18 protein-coding genes and 1 tRNA gene are annotated in these 17,482 nt (G+C 67.2%); 11 read left to right on the top strand and 8 right to left on the bottom strand.

The features are described from left to right. Positions 1–24: 24 nt before the first annotated feature. Both VLK31_RS06115 and VLK31_RS06110 read left to right on the top strand, forming a co-directional pair. Complete coding sequence (locus tag VLK31_RS06115) at positions 25–849, top strand: ferritin-like domain-containing protein (protein ID WP_409167496.1); 825 nt, start codon at positions 25–27, stop codon at positions 847–849. Between the two features lie 224 nt (positions 850–1,073). Then, a complete protein-coding gene (locus VLK31_RS06110; protein WP_409167495.1) occupies positions 1,074–1,391 on the top strand; it encodes a hypothetical protein in 318 nt (105 codons plus the stop codon). Positions 1,392–1,830: 439 nt separating this feature from the next. Here the strand turns inward: VLK31_RS06110 and VLK31_RS06105 are convergent, their stop codons facing one another. The 3 genes from VLK31_RS06105 to VLK31_RS06095 form a co-directional block, all read right to left on the bottom strand. Beyond that, positions 1,831–2,115 carry a hypothetical protein gene (locus VLK31_RS06105; RefSeq protein WP_409167494.1) on the bottom strand — a complete coding sequence of 95 codons (285 nt, stop codon included), beginning with the start codon at positions 2,113–2,115 and terminating at the stop codon, positions 1,831–1,833. Positions 2,116–2,454: 339 nt separating this feature from the next. Next, on the bottom strand, positions 2,455–2,820 hold the full coding sequence (locus tag VLK31_RS06100) for a hypothetical protein (protein WP_409167493.1): 366 nt from the start codon (positions 2,818–2,820) through the stop codon (positions 2,455–2,457). Between the two features lie 117 nt (positions 2,821–2,937). After that, complete coding sequence (locus VLK31_RS06095; RefSeq protein WP_409167492.1) at positions 2,938–3,198, bottom strand: hypothetical protein; 261 nt, start codon at positions 3,196–3,198, stop codon at positions 2,938–2,940. Between the two features lie 46 nt (positions 3,199–3,244). On the opposite strand from VLK31_RS06095, the gene VLK31_RS06090 reads away from it, so the two are divergent. The 4 genes from VLK31_RS06090 to VLK31_RS06075 all read left to right on the top strand — a co-directional run bounded on the left by VLK31_RS06090 (position 3,245) and on the right by VLK31_RS06075 (position 4,915). After that, positions 3,245–3,700 (top strand): hypothetical protein, encoded by a 456-nt coding sequence (locus VLK31_RS06090; RefSeq protein WP_409167491.1) that lies wholly within the window; start codon positions 3,245–3,247, stop codon positions 3,698–3,700. A gap of 72 nt (positions 3,701–3,772) precedes the next feature. Beyond that, positions 3,773–3,846: transfer RNA gene (locus VLK31_RS06085), tRNA-Gly, on the top strand. A gap of 132 nt (positions 3,847–3,978) precedes the next feature. Further along, a complete protein-coding gene (locus VLK31_RS06080) occupies positions 3,979–4,263 on the top strand; it encodes a hypothetical protein (RefSeq protein ID WP_409167490.1) in 285 nt (94 codons plus the stop codon). 25 nt (positions 4,264–4,288) lie between these two features. Beyond that, complete coding sequence (locus VLK31_RS06075; protein ID WP_409167489.1) at positions 4,289–4,915, top strand: hypothetical protein; 627 nt, start codon at positions 4,289–4,291, stop codon at positions 4,913–4,915. A gap of 37 nt (positions 4,916–4,952) precedes the next feature. Here VLK31_RS06075 and VLK31_RS06070 read toward each other — a convergent pair whose 3' ends face one another. Further along, entirely contained in the window at positions 4,953–5,852 is a 900-nt protein-coding gene (locus VLK31_RS06070; protein WP_409167488.1) for a LysR substrate-binding domain-containing protein, read from the bottom strand. A gap of 109 nt (positions 5,853–5,961) precedes the next feature. Between VLK31_RS06070 and VLK31_RS06065 the strand changes: the two genes are divergently transcribed. The 3 genes from VLK31_RS06065 to VLK31_RS06055 all read left to right on the top strand — a co-directional run bounded on the left by VLK31_RS06065 (position 5,962) and on the right by VLK31_RS06055 (position 8,624). After that, the gene (locus VLK31_RS06065) at positions 5,962–7,239 is read left to right on the top strand and encodes a GDSL-type esterase/lipase family protein (protein ID WP_409167487.1); all 1,278 of its coding nucleotides are present in this window, start codon (positions 5,962–5,964) and stop codon (positions 7,237–7,239) included. Positions 7,240–7,340: 101 nt separating this feature from the next. Further along, positions 7,341–7,565, top strand: a complete 225-nt coding sequence (locus VLK31_RS06060; protein WP_409167486.1) for a hypothetical protein — start codon at positions 7,341–7,343, stop codon at positions 7,563–7,565. A 63-nt stretch (positions 7,566–7,628) separates the two neighbouring features. Then, on the top strand, positions 7,629–8,624 hold the full coding sequence (locus tag VLK31_RS06055) for a phosphotransferase (protein ID WP_409167485.1): 996 nt from the start codon (positions 7,629–7,631) through the stop codon (positions 8,622–8,624). Between the two features lie 24 nt (positions 8,625–8,648). Here the strand turns inward: VLK31_RS06055 and VLK31_RS06050 are convergent, their stop codons facing one another. Genes VLK31_RS06050 through imuA form a run of 4 tightly spaced genes read right to left on the bottom strand, consistent with a single transcriptional unit; the run spans position 8,649 to position 15,162 of the window. Further along, positions 8,649–9,581: a hypothetical protein gene (locus tag VLK31_RS06050; RefSeq protein ID WP_409167484.1), complete on the bottom strand. Its 933-nt coding sequence runs from the start codon at positions 9,579–9,581 to the stop codon at positions 8,649–8,651. A gap of 59 nt (positions 9,582–9,640) precedes the next feature. After that, complete coding sequence (locus VLK31_RS06045; RefSeq protein WP_409167483.1) at positions 9,641–12,997, bottom strand: error-prone DNA polymerase; 3,357 nt, start codon at positions 12,995–12,997, stop codon at positions 9,641–9,643. Next, positions 12,990–14,387 carry a Y-family DNA polymerase gene (locus VLK31_RS06040; protein WP_409167482.1) on the bottom strand — a complete coding sequence of 466 codons (1,398 nt, stop codon included), beginning with the start codon at positions 14,385–14,387 and terminating at the stop codon, positions 12,990–12,992. The genes VLK31_RS06045 and VLK31_RS06040 overlap by 8 nt, the downstream gene beginning before the upstream one ends. Continuing rightward, positions 14,356–15,162, bottom strand: a complete 807-nt coding sequence (gene imuA, locus VLK31_RS06035; RefSeq protein WP_409167481.1) for a translesion DNA synthesis-associated protein ImuA — start codon at positions 15,160–15,162, stop codon at positions 14,356–14,358. The genes VLK31_RS06040 and imuA overlap by 32 nt, the downstream gene beginning before the upstream one ends. 135 nt (positions 15,163–15,297) lie before the next feature. Here imuA and VLK31_RS06030 point away from each other — a divergent pair, with 135 nt between their 5' ends. Beyond that, positions 15,298–16,425, top strand: coding sequence for an ABC transporter substrate-binding protein (locus VLK31_RS06030; RefSeq protein ID WP_409167480.1), 1,128 nt, complete (start codon positions 15,298–15,300; stop codon positions 16,423–16,425). An 84-nt stretch (positions 16,426–16,509) separates the two neighbouring features. Next, the gene (locus VLK31_RS06025) at positions 16,510–17,478 is read left to right on the top strand and encodes an aldo/keto reductase (protein ID WP_409167479.1); all 969 of its coding nucleotides are present in this window, start codon (positions 16,510–16,512) and stop codon (positions 17,476–17,478) included. Positions 17,479–17,482: the final 4 nt, after the last annotated feature.

Raw genomic sequence — 17,482 nt, 5'->3', positions numbered from 1 at the left:
GACATAAAAGATCAAGGAGTTCGAATGGCAAGCCAAGAGGCGGAACAACACTGGCGGATCGAGGACCTCGATTTCTCGCGCATCGCGCTCGACACGGTACGACCCGACGAGAACCTCTTCTACCTGGTGACGTCCGCCTCTTTCATTGAAAGCGGCTCCGACCTCTACACCCAGAACCTGGTCGATTTCTTTCGCGGCGACGACGAAGTCACCGACTGGCTGTCGAACCACTGGGAGCTGGAGGAACTGCAGCACGGCAAGGCCCTTCGCGCCTACGTGCGCCATGTGTGGCCCGAGTTCGAATGGGACACCGCCTACCAGGGCTTCCTGACGGAGTACGCGACCTACTGCAAGGTCGAGCTGCTGGCCCCCACGCGCGCCCTGGAGATGACCGCGCGCTGCGTGGTGGAAACAGGCACCGCCACCTACTACCGCGCCATGGCCCGCAGCACCAGCGAGCCGGTGCTGCGCGATCTGGCCACGCGCATCGCGACCGACGAGGTCAACCACTACAAGCATTTCTACCGCTTCTTTCGCCGCTACCGCGAGCAGGAGCGGCTGAGCCGGTTTCGCGTTTTCGGCACCATCGGGCGGCGCACGCTCGAACTCAAGAGCGAGGACGCCGACTGCGCGATTCGCCACGTGGTGCAGGCACGCTCGCCCGAGCGCGCCAATGACGCGGCCTACGTGCAGGCGCTGAGCGCGAACATGAACAGCACCATCCGCACCAACCTGAGCGCGGCCACCACGCTGAAGATGCTGATGCGTCCGCTGGAGTTGCCGGCGAGATTGCAGACCGTGATTCAGTACCCGATCAGGCAGTTCATGCAGCATGTGTTCCTGCGCTAGATTGCCCAGGCACCGTGGACAGTAATTGCATACAACGGCTGCCGCGCATCCGCAAACTGGCCCTGCGCAAATGGACAAAGCGGGACCGGCGTTCCGCTTTTTGCAACGAACGCCTCGTTAGTATCCGCCGCTCACACCTTTCTAGAGGCGAGGCCTGAGACCTTCGGAAGAGCGGCAACCCGCTCCTGGCAAGTTGGCTCGCAGCCCTTTTGCATGCGAGCCCGATGTTTGAAAACACAGCCCCCCGCGAGCCCCCTTACACCGTCCGCCTGGAAGGTCCCGACCTTTCCATTCGCGACCTGATGGAAACGCGCTTCACCTTTCTGCGGCTGCTGGAGCAGCACATTGGCGCACCGCCCCGAGTGGTGAAGTGCTACCGGGCATGGGCCAGCCAGCTCGAGTCGGGCAGCGAGACATTGAGCGAAGCACAGAAGGCGCACGCGCGTACCTGGAAAGAGGCATGGGAGCGCGCGAGCGAACAGGCCGCGCCCTTGTTGAGCAAGCCGCACTGCACGGCGTTCCAATTCGAGCTGCTGCGATGACCGCGACCAAAAAAAACCCAGCGCTTGGCTGGGTTGTGAACCTCTTGGGTGCTGTCACACACAGAGAACTCGCACACAGAGGCGAGTTCACAAAATCTAGGGCTTCAGAAGAAAAGACCGTGTCGGACAGGGCCGGCACTTTCACATTGCGTGGCTTGGCGCCGCGCAGCAACAACTGACGCCGCAGGCTGAAAACTGTCAATTAGTTCACGTTTCGAGAAGTGTCCTACGGCGGGTGACTGTTTCTGACTGACACCCGCAAACAGGATCTTCATCGACTATGCAGATTGCTGTCACGCAACAGGGCCGCACAAAAGAAGAGCTCTCTGTATTCCTTAGAGCGCCCGCCAGGGCTCCTCGACACCCGCTTCGGCGGGTATTTTTTTGCCTGGAGATTTTGGGGGTGAGAGGTGGCGTTCAGCCCGAATTCACGCCGAATTCAGGCCGAGTTCAAACCCGGTTTGCGGTTCGCGTCCAGCGAATAGAGCTGTGGGCGGTCTTCCAGGCTGGGGTCGACTGGCGCATGGTCGGCGGTGGTGCGCGGCTGTCGGAACAGCTCGTTTTCCAGACGCATCACGCGCTCCGCATACATGCGGGCCAGGGCGGCGTGGTGCTCGGCAGCCGCCTGGTGCTCGATGCGCGCCATTTGCGCTTCTTCCAGCAGTGCCGCGGCACGCCGCAGGTAGGCGGTGTGGGCGGGGCGGAACAAGAAGTCGAACGTCATTTCACGCTCCTTTTTGCGCAACGGCGCGCACACGCCATGTTCCTCCCGATCGCCCTGCCGAGTCTGTCGGCGTGCGGCCTACCGCCGGGCTACCTCGTTCGTTTTTACCTAGCACACGGACATGAAGCGTTGTCCCTGACGAATGGGGACAATGCTGTGGAAAACTGTGTGTGCAGTGTGCGAAACCGTTGCCTGGCGTGGCCTGCAACACGGTGCCTGCGAAACAGGCACCGTGCGAAAAAAAGTTGAAGCGGCCTGTAGCTCGGGCCCGGATCGCGCACCGGGCAGCGTCAAAACGTCTCTGCTGACGTGCTGCGCGTCGGCTGCCGCTGCCACCGATCAGTCGCGGTAGTGGCGATAGTGCTCGTGACGCTCCCACTCGCGGCGGCGCCATTCGCGACGCTCTTCATGGCGCTCGTCACGGCCCCAGCGCGGGGCGGGCTCGTAATAGACCGGTGCCGGCTCATAGACCGCAGCCGGGCGATAGCGCACGGGCGGCGGCGGCTGGTAGTAGACGGGTGCGGGCTGCGAATACACAGGCGCAGGCTCGTAATACACCGGGGCCGGCGTGCCCACCACGACGCCCGGAAGGTTGATGCCGACGGACCAACGCGTCTCGGCGCTTGCCGAAGCCGTTGCGAACAATGCGCCGGCGGCCAGCACGGCTGCCACGGCGATCTTGAAAGTGTTTCGATGAAGGGTCACGTCGTCTCCAGAAGTGCGGGAACAATCCCGATACCTCGACAACGCCTGACCGGCGGCTGACGCTCACATCGCTTCTGTGAAGAACGTTCCCAGATGTCACAAGAATGCAGGGCCTGCTCAATCTCGCGGGCTGGCGATCCACTCCTTCACGAAGTGCGTCGCCCGAACGCACGCGCGTTCAAAGGCACCGTCCCATGTCAGTTGCTGCGTGATCACGAGCGCGCATTTCTGAACGCCTTCGAGGCTCAGCTTGGCAATACCGGCGTAAGAGCCGTGCACCGTTCGCATGACTTCGAAGTCCGCCGACCAGCCGTCGGGCAGTTCGAACAGGGTGGATGGCGCTCGCATGGTGAACCCAGCATAGGCGGGGGGTGCCATTCGGCTCCAGGAACTAATTCACAAGTATTAACTAAGGTTGACAACGGTGCGATTTGTGTCGATTTGTTCCGGGCTTGCCGAGTGGCCGAGCTACGATCCCGCCAAACTACATGAGGCGGAGATGCCGGGCGCAAGTGAGATCGAGCGGGTCGTTGCAGCGCTGAAGACGCTGGCGGTTCAGCCGTGGCCAGAAAGCGCACGGTTTGTTTTGAAGTGGAACGACGTCGCGAAGTCGCTTCCGGGCATCGGCTATGAAGCGTTTTTTCATGCCCACCGGCTGGCCACCCGCAACGTCTTCCACGACATCGGGTTGAACACGTCGGCCATCGAAGCGTTGCGCTCGCAAGGCTTTGCCGTGGTGGTGGACGCCAACCAGGGGGAAGCGGCGTCATGCGTGCGCATCGAGGTCGGGGTTGCGTGGCTGGACCTCTCCAGAAAGCTGCCTGGGCTCAAGCCCAGCAGCGGCATGTATGAGCTGCGGGACGATGACGGGCACTGCTGAGCAGGCCCTTCTTGACCGCCTATACTCGCGGCTTCCGTTTTTCGCACCGCATGCGTTCAACGGTTGCCCGATGCGGGTGTAGCTCAATGGCAGAGCTGTTGCTTCCCAAGCAACTGACGAGGGTTCGATTCCCTTCACCCGCTCCACCGCGCCGCCGCTCCCTCCCCTTCCCCCAGACATTTCTTCCGCCTGTCACCGCGGGTCTGGCCGAGCTTGTCGAGCATGAATACATTGCGCGGCAGTGCGCCCTCGCACCGGTCATCACGTAGCATCCGGCCATGAGCTACACCGTGAAACTGATCGATTTTCCTGACGCGCCGGCCGATGTGTTCGCCTCCGCGGAGTCCCGCTTTCGCCGCGAACTCGACAAGCTGCTGGGCGACGGCGTGGTGCCTGCGCTGAAGGCGTTCGAGAACGCCAGCGAGTCGAGCGCCGACGAACTCACCAAGAACGACATTGCACTGGCCGCCGCCTGGGCCAAGGCCTACGAGTCCGCCAAGACCGCGGGCTTTCGCGCACTGGGCGAAGCCGACGAGGCGTACTTCGAGATTCGCATCGACTGAATTTTTCTCCCTTCAGGAGCCGGCCATGAAACTGCTCTCTGCCTTGTTTCTCTGCGCCCTGCTCTGCGCCTGCGCGACAGCACCGGGCACATCACCGCCCACCGCCTCCGGCGAAGCGGCCGAAGCGTCGCAAGCGCCTGCACCCGAGCCCACGGGCGTGCGGTGGCGCTACATCAACACCAAGTCGTACGAAACCACGAGCGCCGGCGCAGGCCTTGGGCACAGCCATCGCTTCGAAAGCAGCGTCGGCTGGGTCGACGTGTATGTGTACGACATGAAGCGCACCGACTGGCGCCCCGGCGTGGACGACCCGCAGTTCGACGCGCACTTCAAAGGCACCATCGTCGAGGTGCAGCGCGCCATTGCGCAGGGCCTGTACGCCAGCGCCAAGGTTGGCGCCACGCGCGACGTGCGCATCGACGGCATCACCTTTCGCGCCATCTCCTTCCGGCTGGTGAACGCGCGCGACGGCAAGGCGTACGACTCGTACACCTACCTCACGGCACGCGGCGGCCGGCTGCTGAAGTACCGCATGTCTTTCAATGCACCGGCGCCCGCCAACGTGGAAGCCATTGCGCGCGAGTTCATCGATCGCAACCTGCGCACCGGGCCGGACACACCGGTCGGCACACGCGAACTGCGCAACACCTGACACGCCGCGGCGGCCGCATCTTGCCGGCCTGGCCGACTCACTTGCGCGCGGCCCCCGGCAGCTTGGACACACGCTCGGCCAAAAAGTCGATCAGCACGCGCACCCTCAACGGCAGCTGTCGACGTGGCGCATACAGCAGGTGCGCCTCTTGCGCCGGCCCTGTGTGTCGCGGCAGCACCCGCACCAGCCGGCCTTGCGCCAGCAGCTCGGCCACCATCCACGTGGGCTGCAATGAGATGCCTGCCCCGGCCAGCACGCTGTCGAGCAGCGCCACCGCGTTGTTCACGCGGTAGCGGCTGCGCACCGGCACGGCAACCGCTCCGTCAAGCCCCTGCAGCAGCACGCCGTCGTCGCCGGGCGCATAGCGCAGGTAGTCGTGCGACAGCAGGTCCTGCGGCTTGCGCGGCTTGCCGCGTGCGGCGATGTAGCCGGGCGAAGCGACCAGCACGCGCGGCCAGGTGCCGAGGTGGCGGGCCACCAGGTCGGGCGGCAGCACGCCACCGACACGCAGCGACACGTCGATGCGCTCTTCCAGCGGGTCGATGAAGCGGTCGTCCAGCACCAGTTCGAGTTCGATGTCGGGGTACAGCGCCAGAAACTCCACCGCCATGGCGTTGAGGTGCCGCTGCCCCAACGTGACCGGTGCGCTCAGGCGGAGCAGGCCGCGCGGCTGCTGCGTGGTTTCGCGCGCATCGGCCACCGCGTCGCCGTAGTCCTCGAGCACGCGCCGCGCGCGCTCGTGAAAGCGCTGCCCTTCCTCGGTCAGGCTCAGGCCGGCCGCAGTGCGCCGCAGCAGCCGCACGCCCAGCGAGCGCTCCAGCCCCGCCACCAGCTTGCTGACGGTGGGCTGCGTGGTGTCCAGCGCGCGGGCCGCGCCCGACAGGCTGCCGAGTTTCACGCTGTGCACGAAGGCCTGGAGGGCGCGCAAAGTGTCCATGGGATGTATTCGAATAGGGAATGGAGTGGATGCGATTCTGCCGTCTACCCATGCGAGTGCGAATGCAAGAAAGTGGCCTCCCGACTTCGACTTTTCCGAGGACATCTTCATGACCACATCCACCTTCACATCGCTGCTTCGCCATGGCGCCCTTGCGCTCACCCTGGCCGGCATGGCCAGCACATCGACTGCCGCCCCTCCCTCCACCCACTGGAGCCCCAGCTGGATGGCGAGCACGCAGCCGCTGTGGCATGGCGACTTCGTGCTGCCCACCGGCGTGCCCTTTCAGTTCAACCGCCAAACGGTGCGCCAGGTGGCGCGCCTGAGCATCGGCGGCACACGGCTGCGCGTGGTGATCAGCAACGAAGGCGGCACGGCGCCGCTGCACATTGGCGCGGCCCGCGTGGCGCGGCATGCGCAGGGCTCGGCCACCGTGGAGGGCAGCGACCAGCCGCTGCGCTTCGGCGGGCAGGCGCAGGTCACGCTGCCGCCCGGCGCGCGGTGGGTGAGCGACCCGGTGGACATCGCCCTGCCCGCGCTGGCCGAAGTGGCCGTGTCGCTGTACCTGCCGCAACCCAGCCAGCCCGCAGGCTTTCACTTCGACGCCCGCCAGACCGCCTATGTGGCCGACGGCGACCTCACGGCCTCCATGCGAATGCCTGCCGACGCCACACCGCTGAGCACCCGCGTGTACCTGAGTGGCCTGATCGTTGAGACGCCCGAGGCGCCCGTCACCGTGGTCGCTTTCGGCGATTCGCTGACCGACGGCAACGGCGCAACGCCCGGTGCCAACACCCGCTGGTCCGACGCACTGGCCGAGCGGCTCGCGAGCCGACACGTCGCGGTGCTGAACGCGGGCATCTCCGGCGGCCGGTTGCTGAAGGACGGCATGGGCCGCGCCGGGCTGGCGCGCGCGGAGCGCGACGTGTTCGCGCAGCCCGGCGTGCGCGCCATGGTCGTGCTGCTGGGCACCAACGACATCGGCTGGCCCGGCGGCGCGTTCGCACCGGCCGAGCCCGCCGTGCGCGCGGAGCAACTGGTCCAGGGCTTTCGCCAACTGATAGCGATGGCCCACGCGCACAACGTGCGCATCATGGGCGCCACCATTCCGCCGACCGAGCGCGCACTGCAAGGCACGCCGCTCGAAGGCCACTATTCGCCCGAGAAAGACCAGGTGCGCCAGGCCGTGAACCGATGGATCCGCGAGAGCGGCGCGTTCGACGCCATGGTCGATTTCGATGCACTGCTGCGCGACCCCGCACACCCCGCGCGGCTGAAGGCGGCCATGGACTCGGGCGACCATCTGCACCCTGGCGACGCGGGCTACAAGGCGATGGCCGCGGCCATCGACCTGGAGGCATTGCTCGGCATGCACATTCCGCCGTGAGCCAAAGGTTTGCATCGGGTTTGCAGTTCGGAAAACACTGTACATAGATACAGCATTTCCCTAAACTTCGTCGTCTCCAAGAACACCACCGAGGCGACACCATGACCACCGCCAACCCGCCTGCGACCGCCCCGGCGCAGGCGCTTTTTTTCTCCCGCCTGCAGCAGTTGCAGACCCGCTCGCGCACGGGCCGCCTCTCGACCTGGCCTTTCAAGGTGGCCCGCGACAAGGGCCCCCCGGACGCGAATGAAATGAACGATGTGCGCATTCAGGCCGCGCGCGTCATCCGCACGACGGCCGAGAGTTGGTGGCCGTCCGGTGCGTGAAGTCGGACATTCATCCGGCGCTACAGTCGTCTCATGCTGACGCCAACCGCTCTCGCCCCATCCTTGCCCCTGTCGCACGACGCCATCCAGCAATGCCTGTCCCAGGCCTACGGCCTGCACAAGGTGCGCGCCGAATCGCTGCCGCCAGGCGCCAACGCGCATTCCGCCGCGTTCCGCATCGATGCGGATGACCGCGCCGCGTACTTCCTCCAGTTGCAACCTGAAGGCCTGCCCCAGCCGGTCTTCGCCGTTCCCGCCTTTCTGCACAACGACCAAGGCATCGACGCCGTGATGGCCCCGCTGCCCACCACGGGCGGCGCACTGAGCGTGCGGGCCGACGGCTTCGACTGGGCGCTGTACCCCTTCTTCGAAGGCGGCAACGGATTCCAGCGCGCCCTGACCGACACGCAGTGGCGCGCGCTCGGCAAGGCCGTGGGCGCCATCCACCGCACCGAACTGCCCGAGGCACTGTCGGCCAGCCTGCCCAAGGAGCGCTACGCCCACAAGGCGCGCGAAGGCGTGCGGCGCTACCAGCGCCGGTTCATCAACGGCGTGACCGGCGACGACATCGTCATGCGCTTCTTCGCGTTCTGGGAAGACCGCGCGGAAGAGATCGACACCGTCGTCTACCGCAGCGAGCAGCTCGCGTCGATCCTGCTGGAGCGACCGCCCCGGCTGGTGCCGTGCCATGGCGATCTGCATGCAGGCAACGTGCTCGTAGGAGATGACGGGCGACTGGCCATCGTCGACTGGCGCGCGCTGGTGCTCGCCCCGAAAGAACGCGACCTGATGTTCATTGGCGGCAGTCCTGTGTGGAACACGCCGGCACAAGCAGCGCTGTTCTACGAAGGCTACGGCGCCACCGACATCGACGCCGTGGCGCTGGCCCACTACCGCTACGAGCGCATCACGCAAGACGTGCTCGCGTGCTGCGACCTGATGTTCGACGCCGCAGCCAGCGCGCAAGACCGCGAGGAAGGCCTGCGCCAGTTGCAGCGCCAGTTCGCGCCGAACGACGTGGTCGCCATCGCGCACCAGAGCTACGAAGCCGTCACCTGAGCCTGCGCGAGCGGCAACGCCGCGTCAGGTCAGCAAGTCCTGCGCGTCGTCCTCGAAGCCCGAAATGGGTTGGGCCTTGGCCAAGGCCAGCCACACAGCGAACGGAATGCGCTCGAACGCGCGGTGCACCGCCGCACGCGCCACCACGAGGCGGTCGGCTTCGAGCACCATCACGCCGCACTCGGCGGGCACTTCGTCGGGCGTGGCGATGCAGCGCCCCTTGGCATCGTTGCCCAGCACGTACCAGCACTCGCCGCCCAGGTCGAGGTAGGCTGCGCGCTTGTCGGGCTTGCGCAGGTCGCCCAGCAGGTCGGCGCGGCTGACCTTCACCTCGTGCACGATGGGGTGCGCATAGGCCTCCACGCTGGTGTTGCGGATCGAGAACACGTCGGGCCGCGCGATGCACCAGCGCGCCTTGCCGCCTTCTTCCAGCGGCGCCAGCCGCGCGCGCAAACCCAGCCCGCGCCATGCGATGCGACCGCCGCGCGTCATCTCGCGCGCCACGCGCTCCACCAGGGCCTCGTGCGGCGACAGCGCGGCGCGGTTGAGGGTGAGCGTGGTGGCGATGCGCGCAATGCCCGCATCGGTCACGCGCAGCGTCTCGTGGCCATGCGGCGTGCGCACGCGCTCCAGGTAGCCGCCCGCGAGCAGCTCGACCTCGATGCCGTCGCAGCACGGCCAGCCCGCCGAGCGGTAGATCTCGCGCAGCCGCCGCGCATGCGGCTTGCCGAACGGCACCTCCGCGGCGGCCCGCTGCAGGGGTGGCGGCTCCACCACGGGAGCAGGAAAACCGGGGTCGGTGATGGGCGGCAACGCAGGCGGCGGATCGCCTTCGGGCGGCGGCGTGTTCGGCGGAATGTTGGGCGGTGGGGGCGGCATGGGCACCGGCACGTCGGGTGCGGGCGGCGGCGGGCCGATGGGTGTCGCAACGATGGGGTCTAGAACAAGTTCTGTCATGGCTCAGGCAGGTTAGCGAAAAGTCTCGCGCGGCGCGAGGCATGCAACCAACGGTTGCATCAATGAAAGTCCCGGCTGGTGTTGCTCTGCGCCAGCCGGCCCATGAGCGGCGTCAGGTCCCTGAAGCCGGTGGCCACCAGGTGCTGCACCTTGCCGCCGCTGTCGTCGTCGCGCTGCCACGTGCCCTGCACCGCGAGCAGCTGCGACTTGAGCAGCGGCTCGCGCCAGGCGTCCACGACATGGTTCCACACGATCACGTTGACGTTGCCGGTCTCGTCCTCCAGCGTGACGAAGATGGTGCCGTTGGCCGTCTGCGGGCGCTGCCGCCCCTTGACGATGCCGCAGGCGCGCACCGTCTGGCCCGTTCGCACCTCGCGCAGCTCGGCCGCGCTCAGCAGGTTCATGCGCGCCAGTCGCGGGCGCAGCAGCGCGAGCGGATGGCGGCGCAGCGTGAGGCGCAGCGCCGCGTAGTCGCCCACGATCTCCTCGCCTTCCGGCGCGGCGGGCAACTGCAACACCTGTTCGTTGATGGGCACGCCCTTGAGCAAGCCGGGCGCGCGCCGCTGGGCGGTGGCATCCCATATCTGCTGGCGGCGGTGGCCCGACAGCGACATCAGCGCATCGGCCGCGGCCAGCGCGGCCATGTCCTTGCCGTCGAGTTCGGCGCGCAGGGCCAGGTCTTCGGTGCTGGTGAACGGCGCTTGCGCGCGCGCGTCGAGCAGGCGCTTCGCACCGGCCGCGCTGAGGCTCTGGATGCGGTTCAGGCCCAGGCGCACCGCGGGCTGGTTGTCGTTGCCCAGACGCTCGGCGTAGCGCGCGTCGGTGCCGTGCGGCATGCGCGGCGCATCGGGGGCGCGGGCTTCGAGCGTGGTGTCGTGCTCGCTCTGCATGACGTCGACCGGGCGCACCTCCACGCCATGGCGGCGCGCGTCCTGCACCAGCTGGGAAGGGCTGTAGAAGCCCATCGGTTGGGAGTCGAGCAACGCCGCCAGGAAGCAGGCGGGCTCGTGGTTCTTGAGCCAGCTGCTCACCGTGACCAGCAGCGCGAAGCTCGCGGCATGGCTTTCTGGGAAGCCGTAGTCGCCGAAGCCGAGGATCTGCTTGAAGATGGCTTCTGCAAAGCTGGCCTTGTAGCCATTGCCGGTCATGCCTTCGACCAGCTTCTGGTGGAACTTGTCGAGGCCGCCCTTGCGCTTCCATGCGGCCATGGCGCGGCGCAGCTGGTCGGCCTCGTCGGCAGAGAACTTGGCCGCGATCATCGCGATCTGCATCACCTGCTCCTGGAAGATCGGAATGCCCAGCGTGCGTTCCAGCGCGGGGCGCAGCTCGTCGTTTTCGTAGTGAATGGGCAAGCCCTTGCGCACCCGTTCACGCTGCTTGAGGTACGGATGCACCATGCCGCCCTGAATGGGCCCGGGCCGCACGATGGCCACTTCGATCACCAGATCTTCATAGCAGCGCGGCTGCAGCCGCGGCAGCATCGACATCTGCGCCCGGCTCTCGATCTGGAACACGCCCACGGTGTCGGCGTCGCAGATCATTTCGAACACCTTCGGGTCGTTGTGCGGAACCTGGTACATCTCCACCATCGATCCCCGCCAGCGGTTCATGTGGTCGAGCCCCCGGCGGATGGCGCTGAGCATGCCGAGCGCGAGCACGTCGACCTTGAGCATGCCCATGGCCTCCAGGTCGTCTTTTTCCCACTGGATGACGGAGCGGTCTTTCATGGACGCCTTCTCCACCGGCACCAGCCGCGTGAGCTTGGTGTGCGTGAGCACGAAGCCACCCACGTGCTGGCTCAGGTGGCGCGGAAAGCCCTTGAGCCGCTGCGTCATCTCCATCCACTGTTCGAGCTTGAGCTCGTCTTCGCGCACGCCCGCGCGCTCGCATGCCGCGTTCAGTTGCTCGCCGAGCAATGTGTCGTCGAACCAGTAATGGTCTTTGGCGAACTCGTCGATCAGCCGCTCGTCGATGCCAATGGCCTTGCCCACGTCGCGCAGCGCGCTGCGCGAGCGGTAGCAGATGACGACGGCCGCAATGGCCGCGCGCTCGCGGCCGTACCTTTCGTAGATGTACTGGATGACCACCTCGCGCCGCTGGTGCTCGAAGTCGACGTCGATGTCCGGTGGCTCCTTGCGGTGGCGGCTCAGGAAGCGCTCGAACAGCAGCGTGCCCTTGTCGGGGTCGATGGCGGTGATGCCCAGGCAATAGCAAACGGCCGAGTTGGCCGACGAGCCGCGCCCCTGGCAAAGAATCTTTTGCGACATGGCGAAGCTGACGATGTTTTCCACAGTGAGAAAGAACATCTGGTAGCCAAGCTCCACGATCAACGCGAGCTCTTTCTGCACCTGCGCACGCACCTTCTCGGGAATGCCCTGGGGGTAGCGGCCCCGCGCGCCCTCCCAGGTCTTGCGCTCCAGCGTCTGCGTGGGTGTTTCGTCGTTGCCCACGCTTTCGAGCGGGTACTTGTAGGTCTCGCGAATCACCTCGGGGTCGAACCTGCACCGCTCTGCCACGACCAGCGTGTTGATCAGCATGTCGCCCAGGTACAGCTCGGCCAGACGCATGCGCGGGCGCAGGTGCCGCTCGGCATTCGACTGCAGCGCAAAGCCGCATTCGGCCACCGTCTTGCCCTCGCGCACCGCAGTGAGCACGTCGTGCAGCGGCTTGCACGAACGCGCATGCATGTGCACGTCGCCGGCCGCCACCAGCGCAACGCCGGCCTGCTCGGCGGCTTGCATCAGCGTGACGAACCACAGGTCGTCGTCGAGCTCGTTGAACAGCTCCACGGCCAGCCAGAGGTTGTCTGCATAAAGAGCCTTGGCGGCGGCCAGGTCTTCATGCAGCGTGGCCGTGTCCACAGTGCCGCCCGGGTTGCGGTTCGGCACGAAAAGAATCTGGCATCGCTGCAGCGATGCCACGTCGCTGCTTTCCCAACGCACGCGGTACTCGCCCTTGGGCAGCTCGGTGTTGCGCGCGGCGGTGATGAACTCGCACAGGTTGCCCCAGCCCTCGGTGTCGTTCGCGATCACCACGAGCTTGAAGCGCTCGAAATGAAATTCGCTGCCGAACAGCAGGCGAAAGTCGGGGTTGCGCGCAATCTTCGGTTCGTCGGGGTGCTCGAGCTCGTAGGCGTCCAGCTTCGCGGGCAGGTCGCGCAAGGCCACATGCGCCCGCACGATGCCTGCCACCGAGCATTCGTCGGTGATGGCCAGCGCCTCGTAGCCGAGCTGGTAGGCGCGCTCCACCATTTCTTCGGGCGTCGAGGCGCCGCGCTGAAAGCTGAAGTTGGTAAGGCAATGCAGCTCCGCATAGCCGGGCAGCATGCGCGCGACTTTCTTGCGCATCGGCACCGGCAGCGCATGCACCTGGGCCGGCTGGCGCTTGCGTTCCTGTTTGTCGCTGAGCTCAGGCATAGAAGCCCTGCAGGTACCAGCGCACCTCGCCGGCGGAAAAGCGCGCGGAGTGCCGCTCCCTGAAGATCCACACCAGCCCGGCCTCGGGGCTTTCGGCCACGTAGTAGTCGCGCAGGGCGGGCTGGCCGCCCTCCTCCTTGTCGCCCCACCAGCCGGCTTCCACACGCTGCGGGCCGCTCAGCTTGCTCAGCGGGCCGCGGTAGCACGGGCGCTCGCCGTCCATCTCCAGCAGTTGCGGCTCGGGCAGCAGCCACGGCGGGTAGAGAACGTCGGGTTGCGAGGCGGCGGCCTGGGCTTGTTTGTTCGCTTGCTTGGTTTGCTTGTGTGGCTTGTCGGTCGGCGGCGGGTCTTTGTGCAGCGCCGGCTGCCAGGCCTGCTTGCGCTCCGGCCGGTGGTCGGCCTGCGCCGACGGCACCACCACCTGCTGCGCGCCGAGCCGCACGCTGAGCCGCTCGACCATTTCGTGCAGCTTGTCGCCCTTGCGGTTGTCTTCCGGCAAGAAGCTGGTGCTGGCGCCGGCCCACGGATCGGTTTCGAGCGTGCGCAGCCGGAGCCAGCTGACGGGCGCGGCCAGCGTGGTGAGGGCGAGCTTTTCGGACAGCAGGCGGCGCAGGTGCGCCATGTCCTGCGTGGGCTCGGCCGTGCGCACGGTGACCTGCTGGTGCGGCGGCAGGTTCACGCCGTTGAAGCGCTTGAGGTCGAGCGTCCATTGCAGCTCCAGCGCGCGCGCGCCGCGCTGCCGCCCGCGCAGCCAGATCTGCAGCGCCGACAGCAGCCGGTTGGCCGACCACATGAGTTCGGGCCCGGTCTCGGCCAGCGCGGGCAGTTCCAGCTTTTGTTCGAACACGTCGGGCAGCGTGAGCCAGGCGTGGCTTTCGGGGCGCAGGCCCCAGGCGGCGTCGAGCGCCGCGCGCAGCTCCGCGCCAAAGCGCCGCGTGAGGCCGCCGCGCGGCAGCGCCGCCACGTCGCCCCAGGTGCGGCAGCCCAGGCGCGCGAGCAGGTCGAGGTGGGTGCGTGCGGCGCTCAGCGTGTCCAGCGGCAGGCCGGCGGGCATGTCTTTGGGGCGCTGCTCCTGCCGCACGAACAGGCGCAGCCGCGCCAGCGCGATGAGGCTGGTGGCGCCTTGCGCGCCCTGCATGCGCACGTCGGGCGCGGGGTTGTCGGCCAGCAACTGGCGCATCAGCTGCAGCCGCCCGCCCCACAGGCGCTCGCAGGCGGAGACTTCGAGCATCAGCGCCTCGTCCTGCCAAGCGACGTGAGGGGTGTAGCGCAGCGCCCACCAGCCCAGCGCTTCGGGCGTGGGAAGCGTCGGTGCGTCGGCAGTCATGGGTGTGGGTGTGGTTGTGTGTGTGTCGGCCTCAAACAGCCACCGCAACGCGATCCAGTGCATTCCGGCCTCCTTTCCACACATCGATGCGCACCACCTTGGCGGACGTTTCGGCCTCGCCTGCGGGCACCGTGCCTTGCTGCTGCAGGCGCAGCTTGCGCCGCAACCGGGCCGCGGCCAGCAGCGCGGCCATGCGCTCGTTGCGCGCCGGCAGCATCACCGGCGCGGACAGCGGCGGCCCGCGGCGCTTGAGAATGTGCAGCTCGATCTGCGACGCATCGGCCTCGCAACGCTCGGCCCGCAGCCGCAGCCGCGCGGGCGAGGCCGACAGCGCCACCGACGCGGGCCGGCACACGAACAGCATCACCTCGTGCTGCGCGGCCGCCAATTGCAGCCGCCGCAGCTCGCCCACGCGCGCCTGCGGCAGCCAGGCGACCACGGCGGCCACCTCCGCGCAGCGCAGCGCCTGCTCGCAGGCCCACAGCCGCGCGGCCGGCGCCGCGCTCTTGACGCACATGAGCGACCCCACCGGCAGCCCCTGGGCCGCCAGCGACGCACCGCAAGGCTCGTAGGGCGCGCCGATCAGCACCACCGGCCCGCCACGCATCTGCACCGCCTGCGCCAGCCCGGGCAGCAGCAGCCGCCAGACATGGGCCTCGGGCGCGGCCTGCAGAAGCTCGGTCATGGCACCCACCGGCCAGCCGCCGCCGGGCAGCTCGGCGTCGAGCGCGGCGTGGCCGGTGGCCACGACCTGCGCGTCGGCCAGGCCGAGCTCGTCGGCATGCCAGACGCCGCGGCCCGCGGCAGTGGAAAAGGAGTCGAGGAAAGGAAGGCCCATGGTGAAGACTGTTAACTGTATTTTTATACAGTATTTCCTGAGTCGCAACAGCCCGCCTCGACAAAGATCGATTTACCTTGAAGGCCCACCGCCTTAAGATCAATTTGTTAACACTTTGTGACTTCTTCACACAAAATGATTCGCCTGATCGTCTCCACCCTCGCTGCCTTCACCCTGGCCATCGCCCCTTCGCTGCCCGCGCTGGCACAGGGGCAGGCCAAGTCCATCGTCATCGGCCAGACCTACGTGAAGACCGGGCCGCTGGCTTCGCTGTCGACCGAGCCGCTGGTCGGCATTCGCGCGATGTTCACGGCACTGAACGCCAGCGGCGGCATCAACGGCCGGCCGGTCGAGCTGCGCCAGCTCGACGACGCCTACGACCCCGCCAAGGGCGCGGAGAACGTGAAGACATTCGTCAACGAAGGCGCGGTCGGCATCCTGATGCCCATCGGCACCTCGTCGTCGGTGGGTGCGCTGAAGACGGCCAACGAACTGAAGATTCCGGTGGTCGGCCCGTACACCGGCGCGGGGCCGGTGGTGAAGTTCTCCGAGTACGGCTTTCCGGTGCGCATCAGTTTCGACGAGGAATACAGCCGCATCGTGAACCACCTGTTCACCATCGGCCTGTCGCGCATTGCCTTCGCCTACAACGACAACCCCGGCGCCCGCTCGGCGATGGAAAGCACGCAGAAGTTCATTGCCGAACGGGGCGACAAGATGGTGGGCAGCGTGGCCATCAAGAACGACGGCTCCGACGCCACCGAGCGCGCGGCGGAGCTGGCCAAGCTCAAGCCCAAGGCGGTGGTGCTGTCGGCCACCAACGACGTGGCGGCGAAGTTCATCACGGCCTACCGCGCGGCCGGCGGCGAGACGGCCTTCTATTCGTTCTCGTTCCTCAATGGGCAGAAGCTCTTTCAGGACATCAGGAAAGACTCGGCCGGCGTGGTCATTTCGCAGGTGGTGCCCTACCCCTGGAACAGCGCCATGCCGGTGATTGCCGAGTACCAGGCGGCCATGAAGAAGATTGGCGCCACCGAGTTCAGCTACGCCAGCCTGGAGGGCTACGTCACGGCCAAGGTGATGGTCGAGGGCCTGAAGCGCGCGGGCGCCAACCCCACGCCGGACTCGCTGCACAAGGGCCTGGAGTCGTTCAAGACGCTCGACCTGGGTGGCATCGCGGTGGCCTACCGGCCCGGCGAGCACCGCGGGCTGACCTTCTCCGAGCTGTCGATGCTCAAGGCGGACGGGCGCTACCTGCGCTGACCAGCCCTTCAGCCCGGCCGCCTGCACCGTGTGCGCCACGGCCTGCATGAACAAGCCCCGCGGTGCTAACGTGGCAGCCGTTCCATGACACCACACGGCTTGCTCCCCGCGCACCTCACCCGCGCCCGGTTCCTGCGGCTCCTTGCAGCGCTGCCGGCGGGCGCGGCGCTTTCCTCGTTCGCGCAGCAGCAGCAGCAGCAGCAACTCACACCGCCCAAGCCGCCGATGAAGATGAACACCCGCCCCATCCCCTCCACGCAGGAAGCCCTGCCCGTCATCGGCTGCGGCACCTGGATAGGTTTCGACCAACGCCCCGGCACCGCTGAATACCAGCGCCTGCCCGGCGTGCTCGACGCCCTGTTCGCGGCCGGCGGCCAGCTGATCGACAGCTCGCCGATGTACGGCCGCTCCGAGCAGACCACCGGCGAGCTGCTGGCCGCCTCGGGCCAGCACGACAAGGCCTTCCTCGCCACCAAGGTCTGGACCTCGGGCCGCGAGGCCGGCATCGCGCAGATGGAACAGTCGTTCGAGCGGCTGCGCACCAGGCGCATCGACCTGATGCAGGTGCACAACCTGCTCGACTGGCGCACGCACCTTGCCACGCTGCGCGACTGGAAGGCGCAGGGCCGCGTGCGCTACATCGGCATCACGCACTACACGGCCTCCGCGTATGCCGAGGTCGAGGCGGTGCTGCGCGCCGAGAAGCTCGACTTTCTTCAGATCAACTATTCGGCCGACGCCCGCGAGGCCGAGCAGCGCCTGCTGCCGCTGGCGGCAGAGCGCGGCGTGGCGGTGATCGTCAACCTGCCCTTTGGCGGTGGCGGTCTGCTGCGCCGGCTGCGCGACAGGCCGCTGCCCGCGTGGGCCGGCGAGATCGGCTGCACCAGCTGGGCGCAACTGCTGCTGAAGTTCGTGCTGAGCCATCCCGGCGTGACCTGCGTGATTCCGGGCACCAGCCGCGCGGAGCACATGACCGACAACGCGGCGGCCGGCAAGGGCACGTACGGCGACGCGGCCTTCTGGCGCGCCCACACCGCCGAACTGAGCCGCTAGAAAA

Origin of the sequence: Variovorax sp. H27-G14, from assembly GCF_046156345.1 — a bacterium.
Classification (GTDB): domain Bacteria; phylum Pseudomonadota; class Gammaproteobacteria; order Burkholderiales; family Burkholderiaceae_C; genus Variovorax.
This window is presented reverse-complemented; position numbering and strand designations above follow the sequence as displayed.

Excerpts from the sequence above, each read along its gene's own strand:
- VLK31_RS06115 (WP_409167496.1), top strand. The coding sequence starts at position 25 with ATGGCAAGCCAAGAGGCGGAACAACACTGGCGGATCGAGGACCTCGAT.
- VLK31_RS06110 (WP_409167495.1), top strand. The coding sequence starts at position 1,074 with ATGTTTGAAAACACAGCCCCCCGCGAGCCCCCTTACACCGTCCGCCTG.
- VLK31_RS06105 (WP_409167494.1), bottom strand. The coding sequence starts at position 2,115 with ATGACGTTCGACTTCTTGTTCCGCCCCGCCCACACCGCCTACCTGCGG.
- VLK31_RS06095 (WP_409167492.1), bottom strand. The coding sequence starts at position 3,198 with ATGGCACCCCCCGCCTATGCTGGGTTCACCATGCGAGCGCCATCCACC.
- VLK31_RS06080 (WP_409167490.1), top strand. The coding sequence starts at position 3,979 with ATGAGCTACACCGTGAAACTGATCGATTTTCCTGACGCGCCGGCCGAT.
- VLK31_RS06075 (WP_409167489.1), top strand. The coding sequence starts at position 4,289 with ATGAAACTGCTCTCTGCCTTGTTTCTCTGCGCCCTGCTCTGCGCCTGC.
- VLK31_RS06070 (WP_409167488.1), bottom strand. The coding sequence starts at position 5,852 with ATGGACACTTTGCGCGCCCTCCAGGCCTTCGTGCACAGCGTGAAACTC.
- VLK31_RS06065 (WP_409167487.1), top strand. The coding sequence starts at position 5,962 with ATGACCACATCCACCTTCACATCGCTGCTTCGCCATGGCGCCCTTGCG.
- VLK31_RS06060 (WP_409167486.1), top strand. The coding sequence starts at position 7,341 with ATGACCACCGCCAACCCGCCTGCGACCGCCCCGGCGCAGGCGCTTTTT.
- VLK31_RS06050 (WP_409167484.1), bottom strand. The coding sequence starts at position 9,581 with ATGACAGAACTTGTTCTAGACCCCATCGTTGCGACACCCATCGGCCCG.
- VLK31_RS06045 (WP_409167483.1), bottom strand. The coding sequence starts at position 12,997 with ATGCCTGAGCTCAGCGACAAACAGGAACGCAAGCGCCAGCCGGCCCAG.
- VLK31_RS06040 (WP_409167482.1), bottom strand. The coding sequence starts at position 14,387 with ATGCACTGGATCGCGTTGCGGTGGCTGTTTGAGGCCGACACACACACA.
- imuA (WP_409167481.1), bottom strand. The coding sequence starts at position 15,162 with ATGGGCCTTCCTTTCCTCGACTCCTTTTCCACTGCCGCGGGCCGCGGC.
- VLK31_RS06030 (WP_409167480.1), top strand. The coding sequence starts at position 15,298 with ATGATTCGCCTGATCGTCTCCACCCTCGCTGCCTTCACCCTGGCCATC.
- VLK31_RS06025 (WP_409167479.1), top strand. The coding sequence starts at position 16,510 with ATGACACCACACGGCTTGCTCCCCGCGCACCTCACCCGCGCCCGGTTC.